We start from the raw sequence: 19571 nt of genomic DNA on the forward strand, positions 1-19571 counted from the left end.
TGTATTTAAGTCCGAAGCTTAATTAGCTAAAAAATGATATTCGCCTTCTTCTGCATTAAATAAATAATACCTCTCATTCTCATTGATGAATTTTATACCTTTTAAAGGGATTACAGTCTTTTTATTCTGGAGAACTAATAGATTGTTTACTGAAACATTCTTAAAATCTATACTCTCCTCATTTTTGGGTATGCCAATAACTGCTTGTGTTCCATGTGGAATTAAAACATTAATGGAAACACTTTTTGTGGATTTAGCAATTGTAACTTTGATTTCTCCCATTTTAGATGGAACAACTGAAGAGACATAATTTAGAACTCCTAGTTGAGGTGTAATAGAAAATTTAGTATAACCTGGTTCAACTGGTTTTACACCTGTTATGTATTTGCCTGCTATTAAAGCGGGTGCACCACTCCATCCATGATTTCCAATTCTACCAAAATGTTCGGGAAGAGTGCTATATGTTGAAGTGATTTCATTATCGTATCTTTTCATTAAGCGATTATAACCGCTTGATGATTTACCCATCTGGTAAAGAGCTTCCAGCACATATTTTTCCATATAAATACTTGCTTTAAGGCTTTTCTCAAGCACTTCTGTTATTTTATCAAATTTATCTTTAGTTGCTAAACCACAATACACTGCAAGTGCATTTCCTCTATCATCTACATCATTAAAGTTTTTAGATTGATAGTGTTTTCCCGTCCAGAAATAGGAATCAAAATGCTTTTCTATACTTTTAATCCTTGTTTCATAGGCTCTGGTATCATTTTTATTACCAGAAATTTTTGCAAAATAATTAGCCTTTTGCAAAGCCAAATAATACCAACAATTCTCCATAAGATACCAATCCTGGCTAGGATCACCCCAATCATACCAATTATGAGTGCCTTCTCCCCACTGCTCCTTAACCCAGCCTCCTCTGTGTAGTACCAATCCAGTGGCTGGATCTAACTGCCACGTTTGTAATAAGTAATTCTTTACAGCAGGATAAGATTCTTTGATAAAAGTTGTATCACCAGTATTCATAAAATACTGATATATCCCTACACCAATACCAATTAATGGACTACTTGCAAATTCACGATAAGATCCCTCAAATCTGCCTGTTGGTACAGCACCCCATAGTATTCCGTTTGGCGTTTTCCAATCTATAAACTCCCTTAAAAATTTCCGTGTTAATAAGGCAGAACTTGTGCTAAGTGTGTAGTTAGCAAACTCAGAAATGCTTGTTGCATCATGAGTCCATTGTGAACGCTCCCTATCCGGACAGTCCATATAATTATCCCTCATATTTACTAAGGTAGTTAGGGCGGATTTGTCCCACAATTTATTTAGTCCGGCACTGGAACTATTGAATTTACCTTCAATAGAAGTATTATAGCTGGTTTCTCTATATTTTAAATTTAAGATAGTAACGCCAGCAGGAATAGTGTAGTCAACAAATTCTCCGTTTCCCCAAGCTGGTATTTCAAATGATTGAAGCCCATCTGTAGTTACATATTTATTAACTTTCCAATCTCTTTCCATTTTAATTTTTATGAGTTTCCCTTTATCACTTAGAATTTCGAGATGGGGATAGAACTGCATATTATGAGGGAGAAAACACCTTAAAACAGTATCTTTTAAAATAGCCAAAGGAAACGTAAGATTATTTTTATAAGGTGTAAGTACACTATTTTTCCATTGGGGTATTTCACGCTTTAATAAATTATTCCAAGGTGCACTTCCTTTTTTTCCTAATTCCTGAGCATTTTTCCATTCCGAATCATCAAAATGAATTCCATACCAGTTAGCTATCGCCTTGTTAGCATCGTAAGATATTTCCCATTCAGATAAAATATTTTGTTTATTAAAAATTGGAATCTTACTTTTTTGAAAGGATTGTACCTGAATATTTTTCCATGTAGAATTTGTATGAATCTGCTTATCTCCTACAAATCCGTCCATATAAAAGCCAGGTTTACCACTAGAATGGTGAGAGGAGCCGTTAATTCCCCAGTACCATACTAGCACCGCAATAGTATTTTTACCAGTGGTAATATAATTTTTAATATCGACCTCATCGTAATATGTATCTTTAGGAGTAGGACCACGTTTTAATCCACCTTCTTTCACCACCAAAGTACCGTTAATCCATAACCAGTATTTAGAGTCGACTGCGATATTTAGTATTCCTCCTTGCCCAATTGATTTAACATCTACTTCTTTACGGAAACTTACCCATGTATTAGGCTCAGTTGCCTCTGCATTCCATATCCAACTACTTGTATTAGGTTGCGCACTTAATAACGAAAAATTAAACAAAACAACAAAACCTAGAATTATAAATCTTTTCATCCTTTTTAAATTAATATTTTTTTAACTCCCCTGAGTTTATCACAGTTCTTACTCCAGTTTTATCAATTCCTTCTATTTTATAAGCTACGCTGGTACATTTTTCAGATACAGGGAAGTCGATTTCATAAGGATATTCATTATCTTCTTTTTTTATCCACCCATTTCCTACATCATAGCTGAATATTACCTGACTGAATTTTTCCTCATCTGCTTCTAACCAGAAAAATGCATTTTCTAGATTCTTTCCCATAGAATAAATCATTCCAACACTTCTTCCCCATGACGTATTAGTGTCTTGAAAAGATTTTTCACTTAAAGCAACCTCATTTTTGTCATATACTTTTGATTGAAAATTTGGTTTGATCTTTAAGTCATTAACTATTATAGATACTATATCATTGCCGGGAATTCTAATTCTAATATGCCCATTTTTCAAAGTACCATATGTTTTCTCACCTTTTCTATTCAAGATTGTTACTTTATATTCTTTGTTGATATCAAAGGAAGCTATTTCCTGATTTATTGTGAAGTCAGATTCTTCGGCTGCCGGACTTTGATTCATAAATGCAAAGTATAAATTGCCATTTCCATAACCAGAAATGTAATTGATTTGTATATTACTTTGTCTTAAAAGTTTTGGAGGCATCCATAAATAAACTTGATCATCTGCGTAAAACTTACCTGGCGAGCTTCCATATACCTTACTTTGCAGATAAGCATAACCCTGTTTATATTGAGATGGAAATGAAATTTTACCACCAGACTTTTCCGTTACATCAGAAATTAGATAATCTACCAGTAAGGCAATATGTGGCCAAACATGGTTATAATAAATCTGGTTATAAGTAAGCTTTTGCCAGTCCTGAAGCGGATAATCAGGTCTTTCATAATGCGTAGTAAAGTCTATGTTTATGTCATAACCAGGAAAATTATTATATCGCCCAATTACTGCTGCTTTGGCTATGTCACGAAAAAAAGAATCTTTTGTAAGGTATGAGAGCCTTAGCAAATAAGGAGCATAATTTGTCATAAATATACCTTGATTGACAGTGTAAGTGTTGGAAGCTTCTGGTGTCAATCCAATTTGCGATACCCGCCACGCCTCTACCTGCATAGGATCTGCTTTCATAGCTTCTGGATTAGTTTTGTTATGACGGTCTCCAATTGGGAGCATTCCGCTGCCATTAATTTTAACCGTCCCATCCGGAATGCGTGGATGAAACCAAATATATTTTACATATTCTTTTGCTCCCTTAACAGCAGCTTCTAAATAAATGGGGTCTTTAGTTTCATCATACAACTCAATTAAATCTATCCATTTAGGGGTGAAATCTGTCCAAAACTGCCCACCAGCCCCAAAATGAGCATTCGCATCAGAAAAATCTGTAGCAAGTTTATTAATCCTTTTCTCAATATAGTCTTTAGCAGATTTTTTTGCTTTATTTAAAAATACGGAATCTCCAGTAGCCCGATATACAGCTAAAAAATTCTGCCATGTATTACCTTTGCTTGGCATTAATAAATTTAATGTCCTATCTTTATCATATAGTGTTTCTGTGTAATGTTTAAAAACCGGAGAGCGTTTTTGAGAAAAATTATACAAAGAGGTTAATTCGGACACTTCTGCAGTTGGGCCTTTCATTGCGTGTGAAGGATTTTGAGCCTTAACCTCATTTTTTTGAGAAAACAGAAATTTTTCTCTTGATAAAATGTATTCCATCATTGGTTTCGCTCTTCTACTAAATATTTCATCATTATCTGATATTATAGCATAAGAAAGTGCATCTAATGCTGAAACCATCTTTACAGAATTCTTTACATCTGTAGAATAATCAAAACCTTTTAAATTTGCATTCCAACCAGAGTAATAGTCATTCATGGCAAAATTTGCCATATTTTCAATAGTTTCATTTAAAGTACCAACCGAGTTTTTACGATAATCTTTAAATCCGAAAACCTTATAAGCTAAATATTGGTGCAAGTCATCAATATTTCCTTTATAAGCTAAAACATTAACTTTATATGAAAATACAGCACCTTTTAATAATTTTGAACTTGGTTTTCCTAGAACAGGAGAAAAAACTTGAGGTTGAGCATCACCATGCTGATTTCGTAATAAAACCCCGAATTTTGCATCGCTTCCATGTGGCATTTTATAAGGAATAGCATCAGGACTAACGAAAGCAGAAAAGGTAATGCCGCCTTTGGTAAACATAGTTGCAGGCATAGGAGCAGCATCATCAATACTTAAATAAGACTGATCAGGGAAGCGAAGTGCTTGCCACACCCAAGGTTGCCATATCTGCTGCAAATCTGCTTGGTTACTTGTTGGCGCACCTGTATAACCTACTGAAAAAAAACCATCATTTTTAACGTGAAGGGTATAAGATAATTCTGGAATACCTCGACTATCTTTTTTTATAACTGCACTCAATTTAAACAAACTATTCTCAGGATAGCTAATATGAAATTCATTACCATTTTTCTTAATAGTTGTAGGATTTATTGCAAATAATTCTGCAGTTTTATAGTAATCCTTCACACGAAGTTTGTCATTGTTATATAATTTCCATGATGGAACCAGTGTATTAAATTCAGACGCCCCTGATGTATTGATTTTGGGATCCGAATTATTGTACATTACTGTAAAAGAGGGTAAAAACTTGTATTCTATACCGCTATCAGTAAACTTAATAATACCTTCATTAGTAATTGAAGATGCTAAAACTGAATTTTTGTCTATGCTTTGAGCTTTTAATGATCCGGTAAAGCATAAAAAAAGAAGGAATGGTATTAATATTCTTTTTATCATTATTTGATTTATTAATTTCATATTTAATTGTCAAAATATCATCAAATTGCGTTAACCTCTTAATCATACAGGTATTACTAAAATTAATTTAGGACGAGATGAAATTTAATTTAGTCTGGTCTGTTCTGGTTTGTTTTACAAAACTAGCAAGTTAAATGATTTAAACAAATTTTTTATCTAATTTATTATTCAAGGTTATCCGATTAATAATTAAAACAATTTAGGGTATAAAGAAATTTGACAACTCAATAAATTTCATATCAAGCCTTTATAAATATTCTAAAATAGCGTTATGTAGGCATAAGTATATTCCTGCTAAAAATTAAATACAATGAGAATGCATAGATTAAAAAGTACTGTTGTTATAATTCTTTTAAAAATTTTAGCTGGTTAGATTCTTGCCAACAACTACGACCTTTTTTACACAAAATAAATATCTTTGTAAAAAATAGTCGAAAATTGAAAACTACCAATAATAATATTTCAACTGGATCTGGTCGAAATTATCGTACAAAATATATGCAACTTGTGGAATTTATCACAAACCAGATAGAAACGGATGATTTGCAAATAAATGACCGACTGCCTTCATTGAATAAGCTTACAGAGCATTTAGGGATGAGTAAAGAAACCGTTTTAAAGGGTTTAAATTACTTATCAGAAAAAGGTATTATTGAGTCTGAATATAGAAAAGGCTATTATGTTAAGAAGAAGAGTCAGCATATGCAATATCGCATTTGCCTAATCCTTGACAAGATGAATATTCTTAGAGACAGAATATACCAATCTTTTGTGGAAAACATAAGTGATTTTGCGGAAGTGGATGTTTACTTCCATCATCACAATTTTAAAGTATTTGAGAAACTTATTGATGAAAACCTTAATAACTATACTCATTTCGTAATCACAACTTTCTTTAAAGAAAGTGTAAAAGAGGTGCTGAATCGGATTCCTGCAAATAAAAGAATAATACTAGATTATAATGAATCAGAATTGGAAGGCGATTACACTTGTATTTTTCAGGATTATCAATCTGACATTCAAGAATGCCTGACTGAATTGCTACCTCAATTAGAGAAATATTCTAGATTGGTATTAGTTGCTCCCCGCGAAGCTTACCATGGTGATGCTATTATTAAAGGATTTAAAAAATTTACGAAGCAATTTAATAAAAATAACGTCATTCTTAACTCTGTAGACGAAAGTAATATGCGTATTGGAGATGCCTTTATCACCTTTAGCAGATATGATCAGGATGATGTATCAATTATTAAAATTGCGCATAAAAATAATTGGAAGTTGGGGCGAGATATTGGATTGCTATCTTATAATGATACCTCTGTTAAAGAGGTGCTGGAAAAAGGAATAACTGTAATTAGTACAGACTTTAATATGATGGGAAAAGAAGCAGCTTTAGCGATTCTTAATAAAGAAACTGCAAAAATTAGAGATAAGGCCAAGATTATTTTAAGGAAATCCCTTTAAAAACTTTCAAAAAAATTATATCATTCACATTAGTCTTTTTTCTTTACTATTCATAATCATTAATTATCCAATCCCTGACACACATTTATAGCCCTTTTTTTGCTTAAACCATTGACTTTGGTTAATATTTAGCCTATTCAATAAATATATTGGCTTAGAGTAGTAGAAGGATGACTTGCTATTCTCTTTTTTAGAAGTAATTTAATTATTTTATCAAAAAAGGAGGATTATAAAACGGATATTCATCCGGCTTGGAAGTAAAAATGACTGATGAAGCATCTTTATCATAGTCTTGAACTATGTTGCCATCACATGTATTTCCAAACATATAAGCTATACTCTTATTTCTTAGTTTTAAGCTTGTGGTTTTAACATTATCCAGTACTAACCTAGGACAATTCTCAATATCCAATTGGCCATTCATGGTAGTGTTTTTAAGGGTTAAATTCCAAGTATCATCTACATTAAATGTTTGCCTTTCATCAATAGTACAATTATCGAAAACAACATTACGAGGGCGTGTACGCCAAGGTTCCCCAGCATAAATCCAAAAGTGAATATTCTGAAAATGACAGTTTTGATATAATATTGGTGTACGCTGCCTTACTGCTACTATTCTTCCCTTAGGTGATGTAGTTGAATTTCGAATAACCATATCCCTATTAATATTCTCTTCATTAATAGCGTAAGTGCCTGCTTTTAACTGATCTAAAACTCTATCTAACGTAATGCTTACCAATGATTCCGAAGTTTGTAAAACGTTGATTATACGAGCCATTCCATAGTATACTGTTTGTTCATCATTCCAAAAACTCACCAAATCGCCTAACAACCATAGTCTGGAATCAGTATATTTCTCTGTGGATTCTCCAGGTTTGCTTTTCAAACGTATTGTGCTACCTGATATATTATCAACAACTGGAACATTCATATGCGGACTAAAAATATCATCATACATATAACCTGCATCGAAATCCCCATATTCTATCATTATTCCGTAGCGGTTGCCCCAAACATGCCAGCCATCTCTCCAAGCTACATGCATATCTGCTTCATTAGGTGCCAATATATCAACATTTGAAAAAGTTACTGGGCCATAATTACTTCCTATAGAATAGCCGAAATGACATATAGAATGTGTTAGGATGTTACTTATTTTAATTCTGCTGCTACGCAAAATTGAACAATAATAAGAATATTTGCCAGTTACAGCTTGTGCATACTCTTTATGAGGTAAAATAAAATCAGTTGCATTTGAATTTTTGGAAACTAGCAAATCGTTTCCCTCACCTTCTTTAAAGAACACCCTTATTTTATAGCTATTATCACCTATTTTTGCTGTACTATCTACACCAAGATGTCTTCCATCTCCAATTTTTGTATTGGGAATAGTTACCCAAAATGAACGTCCGAACTTTTCCTGAGGAGATATATATTTTCCTATCTGGGGAACCTCATATCTTGGATCTACCTGCATATCAAGATAAAGCTCACTGGGGTTTATATTCAATATTTCTCCCTGATAATACGGTAAAGGGCCGTAAGTAGTAGTGAAACCATCTATTTGAATATTTTCTGAATTATCAATACGGATAAAATTACCCAAAGGATGTAGGATAATTTTAGCTCCGTTTCCTACAACTTTTATATTAGAATTATTCAAAAGATCGAACACTACATAATCTTTTGGGCCTTCTACGTAATAAGTTTTAGAGCCATCAAATGTAAGAACTCCGCCCGTCTGTTTAACAGCCTGCCAAGCCGCTTTAATTGCGTTATAATCATTGGTAACACCATTCCCTACTGCTCCATAAGAGGCCACATTGAAACTAGTTGCATTCTCAAAGGTTGGTGTTGCATAAGCCAAACGATAATTCAATTTATACGATCCACCATTTAACGGTGTAGCTTTTACTAATACAACATCACCCGGATTAAGATTTTCTAACCGTGTTTCAAATCTATAAGGTGCTATTTCAGATTTTGCTGTAAATTTTTTTATTATTTCATCTCCTACTTTAATTTCTAAATCCACCTGTTTGTCTGTTCCTCCTACCCAAATCCACGCATAACCAATTTGATAATTACCTTGTTTTGGCACAGTATAAGTCCAGCTTTTTGTCATGGAAGTAGTAGGTTCCTCTACCGTAAAGGAACCAGATTGAGCATAAGTGTTGAAAAAGAATAAAACATTCAATAATAAACTTAAATGTATAGCTAATTTCTTCATTTTACTTTTGATCAATTTGATGATTATCATTGATATTTTTCCTTTAAAGGAATATTATTGATTAGATTTTATACTTCTCAGTAGGTATTTTATACCCGCTTTTAAGTTTCTTGGGCTTTGTAACGTATTTATGTTGAGCTAGAAATTTTTGCCAATAGTAGTAGGTTTGAATAATTGGATCTGCTAGTTCACTTTTACTCTGATCAAAAATATTATGCCCCTCTCCTTTAAAAACATAGAATTTAATATCACTTCGAGACTTCTTAACCGCTTCAGCAAATTTTAGGGCGGTTTTCACAGGAATCAGAGGATCCTTTTCTCCTAATAGAATACAGGTGGGAGGTAAATTATCATTCATATTATGTAGAGGAGAAAATTCTTTCCAATAGTCTTTAACACGCTCATAACCAAATCCATCAGGACCATTGTCTATAACGGGAGAAACTAATAATAAAAGTTGCGGTTTACAGCTGATGCTCAAATCATCATTAGCTGAATTAAACTCATTAATGGTTGCAGTTGCTGCAGCTAGGTGCCCTCCTGCTGAACTGCCAGAAAGCGCAATTTTAGTGGTGTCAATATTAAATTGTAAGGCGTTTTTACGAATCCACCTGACACCAGACTTGATATCTTCTAAACATTTGTAAGGCTTATCAGTGGACAAACGATACTCAATTGTAAATGCTACAGTGCCTTGCTCTGCAAGATACCTACACCATTTCATAGAACCTTGAATATTGCCCCCGCTCCAACTCCCTCCATGTATAAATACTACACAAGATTGCTTTTTCAATTGTTTCTTAGGAAAGAAACCGAATATCTGTAATTCTTTTCCCTCCACATTTTTATATGTAAAAGATTTTTTAGTTTTTAGATCTATTTCAAATGATTTTCTTATTACTCCTTCAAAACTTCTTAAGTCTGTTTTATTTGCCTGTTTTATTAAAACTTCACTTTTGTTATAATTTGAAGTACACATCATTTTTTTATCACTCGTCTTAAAACTATTTTGAGCAGTTACTAAGCTGGTAAAAGGAAATAGGCATATAAATAACAGAATTTGTTTTTTATTTATCATGATTTTTCACCTATTAACTTATGTTTTTTATTAATAAATTGATTTGAGTCAAATACATTTAATCATTAATCTACGACCCCAATAACAGCTTCTTTAGTTTGAAATGCGGATCCATTAACATCAATCCCACTTACTGAAAAACGGAATTGCTTTTCCTTATCTGGAACTTCTATAGAGAATTCGTAAGGATATTCTAGGTCTTTTAATACGCCGGTCTTATCACCGCAAGTCCATGAAACGGATATTTCATTCAAGGATTTTGAATTAGCGTTGGACCATATGTATGCACTCCAGCTACCTGGCAAAATTTGAATAGCGGCAGCATTCACTTTCATTCCATTATTAGTTGTTAGTTCTGCTGTGCCCAACTTGGACGGGATTGTACCTAATTGCTTTTTATGCAAAGGAACATCGATATCTAAGCCATCAACTTCAATAACCTGAAGACCTCTAGGCTTTATCTCAATTTGTCCGGAGTTATTTTTAAGGGCAAAGTTTTCTCCATTTTCACCCATTACCTTAAAACTTTTAAAGATTTGGGCAGACTTACTAATTACAGATGGAAAAAACGTAATATTTGTCTTTTGGGTCTCTGAACTTTCGTTCATCAAAATCACAAAAAACTTATTATCTGTATGAGCAGTTAGGTAATTAATTTGATTATTATCAACATTGACTAGGCCTTTGCGTAACCATAACCACGTATCTTTAATTCCCATAATATCACCTGGCTGATTGCCGTATACTAGGTAATCAAAAAAAGCATATCCAAACTGGCGTAACCCTGGAAAATTTATTTTTGATTTTGAACGTAGTTTTGCTTCGCTTACTAAGTAATCAATTGTCCAAGAAAGATGTACTGGCAAATGATGATAGTATATAAAACCAACATCAGGGCCTTTATAGGGATAATTTGGGTCTTGCATCAAATCAGTAAAGGTGGTGTAATAATAACCTGGGTAATTGCCAAATCGTCCCAATACCGCATTACGGGCATACGTTTCAAACTGTTTATCGCCAGTATATAGTGCTAATCTAAGAAAAGCCCCACTCCAAGAGGACATTGAAATCATCCGTCCACCGTTACTTTTGTATGTATAGGTGGTAGGTGCCTCAAAACCCAAACCGGCGTTTGATACTAACCAAGCTGGCACCTCTTTTTCTGGGGAATCGTCTTCTCTTTTAGGCCAGCCAATTCGATATTTGATTGATCCTTTATATAATTCTCTATCCATTTTATCTCCGTGTACAATCCCGTTGGGGTGGATGGTAGTATTACGTTGTGGAGGCATAGGCTGAGTCCAAATACCGGTCATAACAAGCTGTGCACCCTTTTTAGCAGCGTCTAAAAATCGCTTTTCCTTGGTGACCTCGTAGAGTCGCAAAAGTCCCTCCCAATTCGGGACAAAAGAAACAAGGAAAAAAGGATTAATTCCCAAGTCTTTTTGAGGTGCTTTATTTATAGCCGAGTCTATGTACTTATCTGCATATTTAATCGCACTATCTAAAGCATGTTTATCTCCATTATATAAATAACGACCTAACCAATCATCAAATGGCTGAATGTGCCCTCCTTCATAAGGTGTTGTTACATTTGAAGCCTTTAATGCAGCGGATTTAAATGCTAGTGTTCTGCCATTTAACATTTTTTCTAAATCTCCATAAACAGATTTTCCAAAATACCTTGGAGGTCCGTTCATTGTACCAGCAGGATACCCACTTCCTGTATCTTCTGGGATGGGAGAAAAGTGTGGTCCACTACGCGATAGGAAATATTCCAAAGTGGGTAAAGTACGGCGTTTATAAAGATTAGTGTCTCCGGTAAGATAGTATAAAGATACCGCTGTTAGAGGAGAAGCTTGAGTTGCACCATTTTTAGATTCTATTTGATAAAATCCTTTAGCCCGTTGCCACCAACCACTATATTCATCGTTCATATAAAGATCAATCATATTATAAGCTGCATTTGTAAGAGAAATTTCCCCGTTTGTTCTATAATCTCTCCAACCAAACACTTCATCGCAAACGTTACGGTAAGAACTATACCAATCTCCTGACTCCGTTAGGATTCTGAATGAGAAAGTTAAGGTTTCACCTGATTTTTTCTGAGAACCAGTGGTGCCGATGAGCGGTCCGTAGATTGAGGGTTGTACCTGTCCTTGAGAATTCCGAATATGAATACCAAATCTTGATTTAATCGGTATTGGAAATTCATACGGGATTTCACTCGAATCCGCAGCGATTCCATAAATAATTGATTGTTTGTTTTCTGAAACCTGCATTAGTGAAATAGGAGTGGGACACTCTGCTTGCAAAAGTGTATATGTTTTGGTTGGGAAACGCTTTCGTTGGACAGTCATCGGCATTAAGAGTTCTTCAACTTCATCAAGAGATTTTCTATTGAATGCAAAGTAACCTAACGAATATTGACCAGAATTTTGTGGAGTAAATTGTAGCTGTACACGTATATTTTTTTCATTAGGAAAAAGTTCCCACACGGCTTTGAATACACCTACATCTAAACGGTAAAACTCTAGACTAACTCTGTTTTTTCCGTCCTGTTTTACTGCCGAAATAATAGGTTCATAGTTTTTTCCAGCCTCCCAAATTGTATTGGTAAATGTTTTTTTCTTTGTGATATTCGTCTCGTTAGGAGAAACCCATTTTACCCACTTAGGGTAGAAGCCGGAAATTTCCATTGTAGAGGTTTCGCCGGCTGAAACTATTTGATACGATTCGGCTGTTGGATCTGTTTCTAACTTTTTCCAACCTAAAGAAGTTTTAACTTTTATTACAGGAGTGTAACTGGCTTTTTGTTCTTTTAAACATTGTACAAAGTCTATTTCGATAAATTCATTTTTTAAGTGAATAACTTTTTTTCTCGATAAATGAGCTTTTGAAGAAGCTGCTTCTAAAGATGTAGTTACTTTTTTAGCAATAGCTATATCGAAGCTAAAAATTAAACTTATAAAAAGGAGGAATAAAGGTCGGAGTTGTATTAACTGTTTCATTATTTGAGGGTCGATCAAGTAAATCTTCGTTTAAAATATTATAAAGGAGAATAACAGAATGATTATTGCTATTACCCTCCTAATGATTTTTATCAAGAATAAGATTTCTTATCTACCAACATATCCAGTGTTTTGAACAAGATTGATGTTTGCTACCAGATCATTATAAGGTATAGGGAATAAAATATATTTTAAATCATCCATATAATCTATGTTTCCAATACTTGAATTTCTATGATATTGAAAGCTTCTTTGTTTAGCTGCTTTTACAGTTTGATTATATATTCCCCATCTAACAAGATCATTTCTTCTTATCCCTTCAAAGAAAAATTCTCTGTGACGTTCTGCCCGAAGTTCTGTTCTTAAAGCTACCTGTCCTACAGCAGTTGTATTTCCAATTCCACCACGCCCCCTAGTCATATTAATATATCCTTTGGCTATATCCAAATCTTTATTTTGTTCAATTAATGCTTCAGCATACATTAACAAAACTTCAGTATATCGTAATATTGGGAGGTCAATTGCTGAGTTACTAGTGTTTCCGAAATCAATATACTTAGTTACAACAATTGCACTTGCTCCCGATATGGCTGAACCGGTTGCATCTATATCTACTAATGTAGTTCCTCGGGTTCTACCAACGTTTGTTTTTCTTCTTAGATCATTTCTTTGATAAACACCAGTGGCATTAGTTTCAGTAGGATTTATAATATCAGATGAAGCACGAAAATTAAATTGCCTTGTCCATGTTTGGATTCTGTTAAACGACCAGCTACCTGATACAGATGACAAAGTAGAATGGCTACGGCTATAAAACATATTCTCTGTGTTTAAAGCTTTGGTTGCATCAGTTGGTAATATTGGAAACATATCTCTATAAACTGGTTGAAAAGCTAAGCCATATTGAACCCTATTATCAATAACTTCTTTTAATTTTAGCTCTGCCAGTGCAAACATTTCTGTTTTTTTAAGAGGTTCTCCTGCCATAGTAAGGTAAACTTTTCCTAATAACCCTTTTGCTGCTGCCTTGGTTACACGCCCTCCATTAGGATCCATGTATGCATATTTATCATCAAGGTATTGCTCTGCATACTTTAAATCCTCAATAATTTGATCATAAACTATCGATAAAGAAGTTTTTGCAGGAAAAGGATCAGATACAACCTTAGTAACTAAAGGCACATCTCCAAACCAACGCACAAGATCAAAGTAAGAAAAAGCTCTAAGAAAGCAAGCTTCTGCTCTTACCCTATCGGCCAATGCACCAGCATTAGATGAATTAACATATAATAAGATTTCATTTGCCCGACTGATAGCCCGGTAACGATTAGCCCATACATCTCGAAAGTATGTACTTTTCTCATCAAAAGTCAATAAATTTAATTGATCCCTTTCAAAAACAGGAGTTCCTGCATAAAATGCATCATCGGCCGTTAATTCTGAAACGAAAAAATTCTGATTACTTATTACCTCGCTTTTTAACAAAGCAACATAAACTCCGTTAACCGCAGCTACTGCATCTGCTGGAGTTCTAAAAAATTTATCTGGCGTTACTAAACTTCGAGGGTCTTCCTGAAGAAATTTTTCGCAAGATTGAAATAATATGGCAGATGATAACAGGAAATAGATTAATAGCTTTTTCATAATAATTTATATTAATTATTTTAAAATCTTAAGTTAGCCCCAAACAAGAATATTTTTGATAATGGATAACTACCATTATCTATTCCTCTAGCAATCGTAGTGTTAGAAGATGCACCTTCAGGATTAATACCTGAGTAATTAGTTATTATAAATGGATTTTGTGCAGTTATAAATAATCTGGCACTCTGTATTTTTATTCTATTGACTAATTTAGAGTCTAATGTATATCCAAACGTCATACTATTAACTCTTATATAAGAAGCGTCTTCAACGTAATAATCTCTTGAAGTTCTTATTTCAGTATAGGCTCCTGCCCGTGGATAATGAGTGTTTTGGTTAAAAGCCCTTAGTTTTTCTACAGTTTCTAAGTCCATATCCGGAGTAATCGTACGATATCTGTTTTCGAAAAATTTGTTCGCTGTATTATTTCCTCCAACATCTGCCATTCTTGCAACAAACGCATTATAAGCATAAGCGCCATAAGAAAAGCTCATAAATATGTTAAAATCAAAACTTTTGTAGGATATGTTATTTCCAAACCCCCCAGTAAACTTCGGAAGCGAATTCCCTAGCGGCACAAGGTCTTCGTTATCCAAAACATTATTTCCATTTACATCTTCGTATCTAGCATCGCCTTCTCTAGCACCTGGTTGAAAAGTTGCTGGCTTTGCTGCAAGGCTTTCTGGATTCCAAACAGGTAAAGTTCTATACCCATAAATCTCTGCGATAGGTCTTCCTAAATAAGATCGGGTAAAACCTCCTATTTCTGTTCCACTTTGAATATAATCTAAGTCGCCTGCAAACTTTACAATTTTATTTCTATTGAAGCCTATATTGAAATCGCTTTTCCAAAAGAAGTTCCCTTTAAATGGGATTACTGAAATATCAAGTTCAAGACCCTTATTCTGCATTGCACCAACATTTTGAACCGTATTTGAAAAGCCCGTAGTTAATGGAGTTATTACAGTATAGAGCAGTTTTTCTGTGTCTTTTTGATAAAGATTAATACCTAGGGTAATCCGGTTTTTTAGTACTGCAACGTCTGCTCCTAAGTTTAAAGATTTACTTTCTTCCCAAGAAAGATCAGGATTAGGTAGACGAGAGGATGTATATGCCGTATTTATGACACTTCCAAAATTATAATTTGACCCTGCCCCATAAGTTGATAATGTAGAATAATTACCCACAGCTTGGTTGCCTACAACACCGTAACTGGCCCGGAGTTTCAGATCTGAAAGAAACTTAACGCTTTTCATAAACTTTTCATTGAGAACTCTCCAAGAGACAGCGGCGGAAGGGAAGAAGCCAAACTGATTGCCCTTTGCAAATCTTGAAGATCCATCATATCTTCCAGTTAATGTTACTAAATATCTGTTATCAAAATTATAATTGAACCTACCAAGATAAGAGGCCAGTTGATTGCCGTCATAATCACTTCGTGGCACTTGAGGACTACTTCCCGCCCCAATATCGTAGAAACCCGTTAGATCATTAGGGAACTCTCTGGTCTCCGAAAAAAAAGATTCACCTTCATATTTCTCAAGGGTTGCACCTACTACCCCGTCAATTTTATGTTTTCCAATTTTGGTATTATAATTAAGAGTTGATTCGTATAATAATTTCTTTGATTGTCCATTATCAAGTCGAGCCATACCCTTCCAGGCTCGTTCAACAGGTAGCGAACGAGGGCGATAGGTTTGAGCTAAAGCTTGCCTTGCTATTACACCTAATTTTCCATTTAATGTAAATTTATTGCTGATTTTATAGCTTAAACCGAAATTCCCCACAAGTGTCTGAGCCGTATTTAAGGACTTATAGTCGTTAATCAATACCATGGTATTATTTGAAGGTTCTTCACTAATAGCTCCTAAAATCTGAGTCTCAATATCATAACGAGGATTATAATAAATAGTCCCTAAGAGCGGATCTTCATAAACGCTATCTCCATATCTATAATCACCTAATTTATTATAAGATCCATCGGGATTGATCATAGGGACTAATGGGGAATACGCTAGAGCACTTGTAAAAAGCCCACTACCCAAACTAGAAGTAACAGGATAACCGGTATTAACAGTCCTATTATATGTTGCTGTTGAAGTAAGTTTTAAATTTTTCCAAATATTACTTTCTAAGTTGACTTTAACACTATTTCTGTTTAAACCAGAGTTTTTATAAATACCTTGCTGATCAAAATTCTGATAAGAGATATAGTATTTAGCCATGGCTGTTCCTCCCGAAATTGATAGATTTGCATCTTTAATACTACCTGTTCGGCTAACGTCTCTTAAATGGTCATAATATTTGACATTTGGTATTTCTTCAGGGGTATATCCTGGATCGAAGCCTCGGTAAGCTAATCTTTCATTAACAGCAGTAATTTGATCTGCCAGATTGAGCCTATCTACAGGGAAATTCATTTCAGATAAAGAATAATTATAGCTCAAATTAATACGTGGGGCACCAATTTTACCCTTTTTTGTTGTCACAAGCACTACACCATTAGCTCCACGAGAGCCGTAGATGGCTGTCGCTGACGCGTCCTTTAAAATTTCAACACTTTCAATGTCATTCGGGTTAATATCAGCCAATGGATTTGTTACTGTATTGGGAGCATAGATACTTCCTCCACTAGATTCAATCGCATCAAATGGCAATCCGTCGATGACGTACAGAGGTTGAGAATTACCAGAAATAGATGACATACCGCGAATTTCAATACTTAAACCAGCACCTGGAGCACCCGAAGCTTCTTGAACTACAACACCAGAGGCTCGCCCGCTTAAAAACTGTTGAAAATTTGAGAAGCTTTGATCGCCTATATCCTTAGCATTTATTGAAGAAACTGCGCCTGATAGGTCGCTTTTTGCAATTGAACCATAACCAATTACAACCACTTCATTTAAAGAACTAGCTGAAGACTCTAGTTTGACATCGATGTTAGTTTTATCGCCAACAGTTATAGATTGTTCTATAAAACCTAAAAAGTTAAAAATTAAAACATCACCAGCTTTTGCTTGAATTTCGTATTTCCCATCTGCTTTAGTAACTACCCCACGATTTGTTCCTCTTACCGTAATAGAAGTACCCGGTAAACTTTCATTACTATCTCCATCTATTACAATACCAGTTATAGATTTTAATTGCTGTGAAAACACCATTGAATTGTAGGTGAATAGTAAAAATGATATAAGATATAAAATCCTATACATTTTTTTTGGTAATGATTTAATCATATAGTTCATGGTTTATTTTGGTTTTTGGTTTACTTTATAAATTAAGTATAATTATGAAATACTTAACCAATTGATATATTATACAATTCTTAACTCCTAATAAATGAGGTCAAAATATTTAGTAATTGGTTAATAGATTTATTTCTTCCAATTCAAACAAATAACTATGATTAATAAATAACTTAAATAACTATAATTGGTTTGGTTTGGTTTGGTAATTATAAAACAATAGTAGATACTTTCTTTGAGAAATACAAATAATAAGCAAAAAAGATAGATTCTTTTATTTTATTAATTCAAAAATTCTAGCTAAGAAGTTCCTTATACTTGGAAAAAGACTGAATTTAAAATTTATGTTGAAATAAACAATTCTGTGTAAGCCTGTCATTTCTTGATTCAATAATTTCGTATTCCCTATTTAGCCTTAAAATACCATACTTTTAAGTCATATTGCTTATTACTAAATTATTCTTAGGTCGAATTCCTATTTAGCTTTAAAAAGGCCAAATTTTAAGGTATTTCACGCTTAAGCAGTCCCACTTTAAAGTCAAGAAATTTAATTTCACCTTAAAATAATAAGATTTTTAAGGTATGACATTCAATTGGTAAAGTCATGCGTACCTTATGTAAGGAAATGTAATATACATATTGTGGGGAATCCACTTTTTAAAAGCCTTGATTGGAGACCTTTTGAAAAAGTAGGCCAGCTAACGCTAAAAGGGCTGCTGTTTGTTGAAAATGAAATTTTAAAAATTGCTCTAGAGTTTTACAAAGACAATGTAAGTTAGTATAAAATATAGAGTTGATTTAACGCTCTTTAACAGCTCTCCCCACAGTAGAGAAAAATCAATTCTCAGTTCGCGAATTGAGAATTGATGTATTACTTTTAAGTATGAAAGCACATAATGGCATGAGGCCACATGATGTGGTGGTACTCTTGAAGATCATAGCTCTGCCAGGTGAAAATTGGCTTAAAAAAGACTTGTCATCTGGACTTTTTATCAGTCCTTCGGAAATCAGCGAATCGTTGAACAGGTCGATGATTGCCCGTTTGATTAGTCCCGATAAGCGAAAAGTTCAAAAGAATGCCCTCTTGAAATTTATCGAGAATGGCATTGGTTTTGTCTTCCCCGTAGAAATTGGTGCAATCGTTAGAGGAATGCCCACTGCGCATAGCTCCCCTTTACTCCAAGAATTATTTGTTTCCAAAACAGTTTATGTTTGGCCAGATCCACAAGGAAAATCAAAAGGCAAAGCGGTGGCACCGTTATATCCTAATCAAGTAAAAGCCGCATTGGAAGACCAAAACCTATATCAAATGTTATCACTTGTTGATGCCATAAGAATTGGAAAGCCCCGAGAGTGTGAAAAAGCGCTAGAACTTTTAAGACAGTTATTTAATAGACAATATGCATGAAAACATAGTCCGCATTAAAGTGGTAACTGAGGCTTTAAAGGGATTCTATTTTATCGTTTAATTAAAAATCAACTCACTCATGTGCTCAGCAAATTGCCTTAATTTGATGAGTGTTATGGTAGAATCAGTATGTAAGTTATACTCGGCAGATTGTGCCAAATTGTACAATAACGGAAATTCATTTTCTAAAAACTCAAAATTAGATAGACCCATTTTTATTCTTAGGTATTAAGCTTAGCCACTAAAATAGTATTTACATTTTAAATCAGCTCAATATTTTTAATTAGAACTAATGAAGTAGACATTTATAAAATGTAT

At 34.0% G+C, this 19571-nt stretch carries 10 protein-coding genes; 2 read left to right on the plus strand and 8 right to left on the minus strand.

Going from position 1 to position 19571, the window contains the following annotated elements:
* Positions 1 to 18 precede the first annotated feature (18 nt).
* Positions 19 to 2340, minus strand: a complete 2322-nt coding sequence (locus B2745_RS12180) for an alpha-L-rhamnosidase C-terminal domain-containing protein (RefSeq protein ID WP_304066980.1) — start codon at positions 2338 to 2340, stop codon at positions 19 to 21.
* A gap of 10 nt (positions 2341 to 2350) precedes the next feature.
* The gene (locus B2745_RS12185; protein ID WP_304066982.1) at positions 2351 to 5173 is read right to left on the minus strand and encodes a hypothetical protein; all 2823 of its coding nucleotides are present in this window, start codon (positions 5171 to 5173) and stop codon (positions 2351 to 2353) included.
* Between the two features lie 438 nt (positions 5174 to 5611).
* On the opposite strand from B2745_RS12185, the gene B2745_RS12190 reads away from it, so the two are divergent.
* Positions 5612 to 6637, plus strand: a complete 1026-nt coding sequence (locus tag B2745_RS12190; RefSeq protein WP_304066985.1) for a GntR family transcriptional regulator — start codon at positions 5612 to 5614, stop codon at positions 6635 to 6637.
* Positions 6638 to 6842: 205 nt separating this feature from the next.
* On the opposite strand, the gene B2745_RS12195 is transcribed toward B2745_RS12190, so the two are convergent.
* The 5 genes from B2745_RS12195 to B2745_RS12215 all read right to left on the minus strand — a co-directional run bounded on the left by B2745_RS12195 (position 6843) and on the right by B2745_RS12215 (position 17836).
* On the minus strand, positions 6843 to 8867 hold the full coding sequence (locus B2745_RS12195) for a hypothetical protein (protein ID WP_304066987.1): 2025 nt from the start codon (positions 8865 to 8867) through the stop codon (positions 6843 to 6845).
* 61 nt (positions 8868 to 8928) lie between these two features.
* Entirely contained in the window at positions 8929 to 9945 is a 1017-nt protein-coding gene (locus B2745_RS12200) for an alpha/beta hydrolase (RefSeq protein ID WP_304066988.1), read from the minus strand.
* A 65-nt stretch (positions 9946 to 10010) separates the two neighbouring features.
* Entirely contained in the window at positions 10011 to 12956 is a 2946-nt protein-coding gene (locus B2745_RS12205; RefSeq protein WP_304066990.1) for a hypothetical protein, read from the minus strand.
* A 108-nt stretch (positions 12957 to 13064) separates the two neighbouring features.
* The gene (locus B2745_RS12210; protein ID WP_304066992.1) at positions 13065 to 14600 is read right to left on the minus strand and encodes a RagB/SusD family nutrient uptake outer membrane protein; all 1536 of its coding nucleotides are present in this window, start codon (positions 14598 to 14600) and stop codon (positions 13065 to 13067) included.
* A 20-nt stretch (positions 14601 to 14620) separates the two neighbouring features.
* A complete protein-coding gene (locus tag B2745_RS12215; RefSeq protein WP_304066993.1) occupies positions 14621 to 17836 on the minus strand; it encodes a SusC/RagA family TonB-linked outer membrane protein in 3216 nt (1071 codons plus the stop codon).
* An 892-nt stretch (positions 17837 to 18728) separates the two neighbouring features.
* Here B2745_RS12215 and B2745_RS12220 point away from each other — a divergent pair.
* Entirely contained in the window at positions 18729 to 19253 is a 525-nt protein-coding gene (locus B2745_RS12220; protein WP_304066995.1) for a hypothetical protein, read from the plus strand.
* A 57-nt stretch (positions 19254 to 19310) separates the two neighbouring features.
* On the opposite strand, the gene B2745_RS12225 is transcribed toward B2745_RS12220, so the two are convergent.
* Positions 19311 to 19466 (minus strand): hypothetical protein, encoded by a 156-nt coding sequence (locus tag B2745_RS12225; protein WP_304066996.1) that lies wholly within the window; start codon positions 19464 to 19466, stop codon positions 19311 to 19313.
* Positions 19467 to 19571 lie beyond the last annotated feature (105 nt).

Source organism: Pedobacter glucosidilyticus, from assembly GCF_002483235.1.
Taxonomy (GTDB): domain Bacteria; phylum Bacteroidota; class Bacteroidia; order Sphingobacteriales; family Sphingobacteriaceae; genus Pseudopedobacter; species Pseudopedobacter glucosidilyticum_B.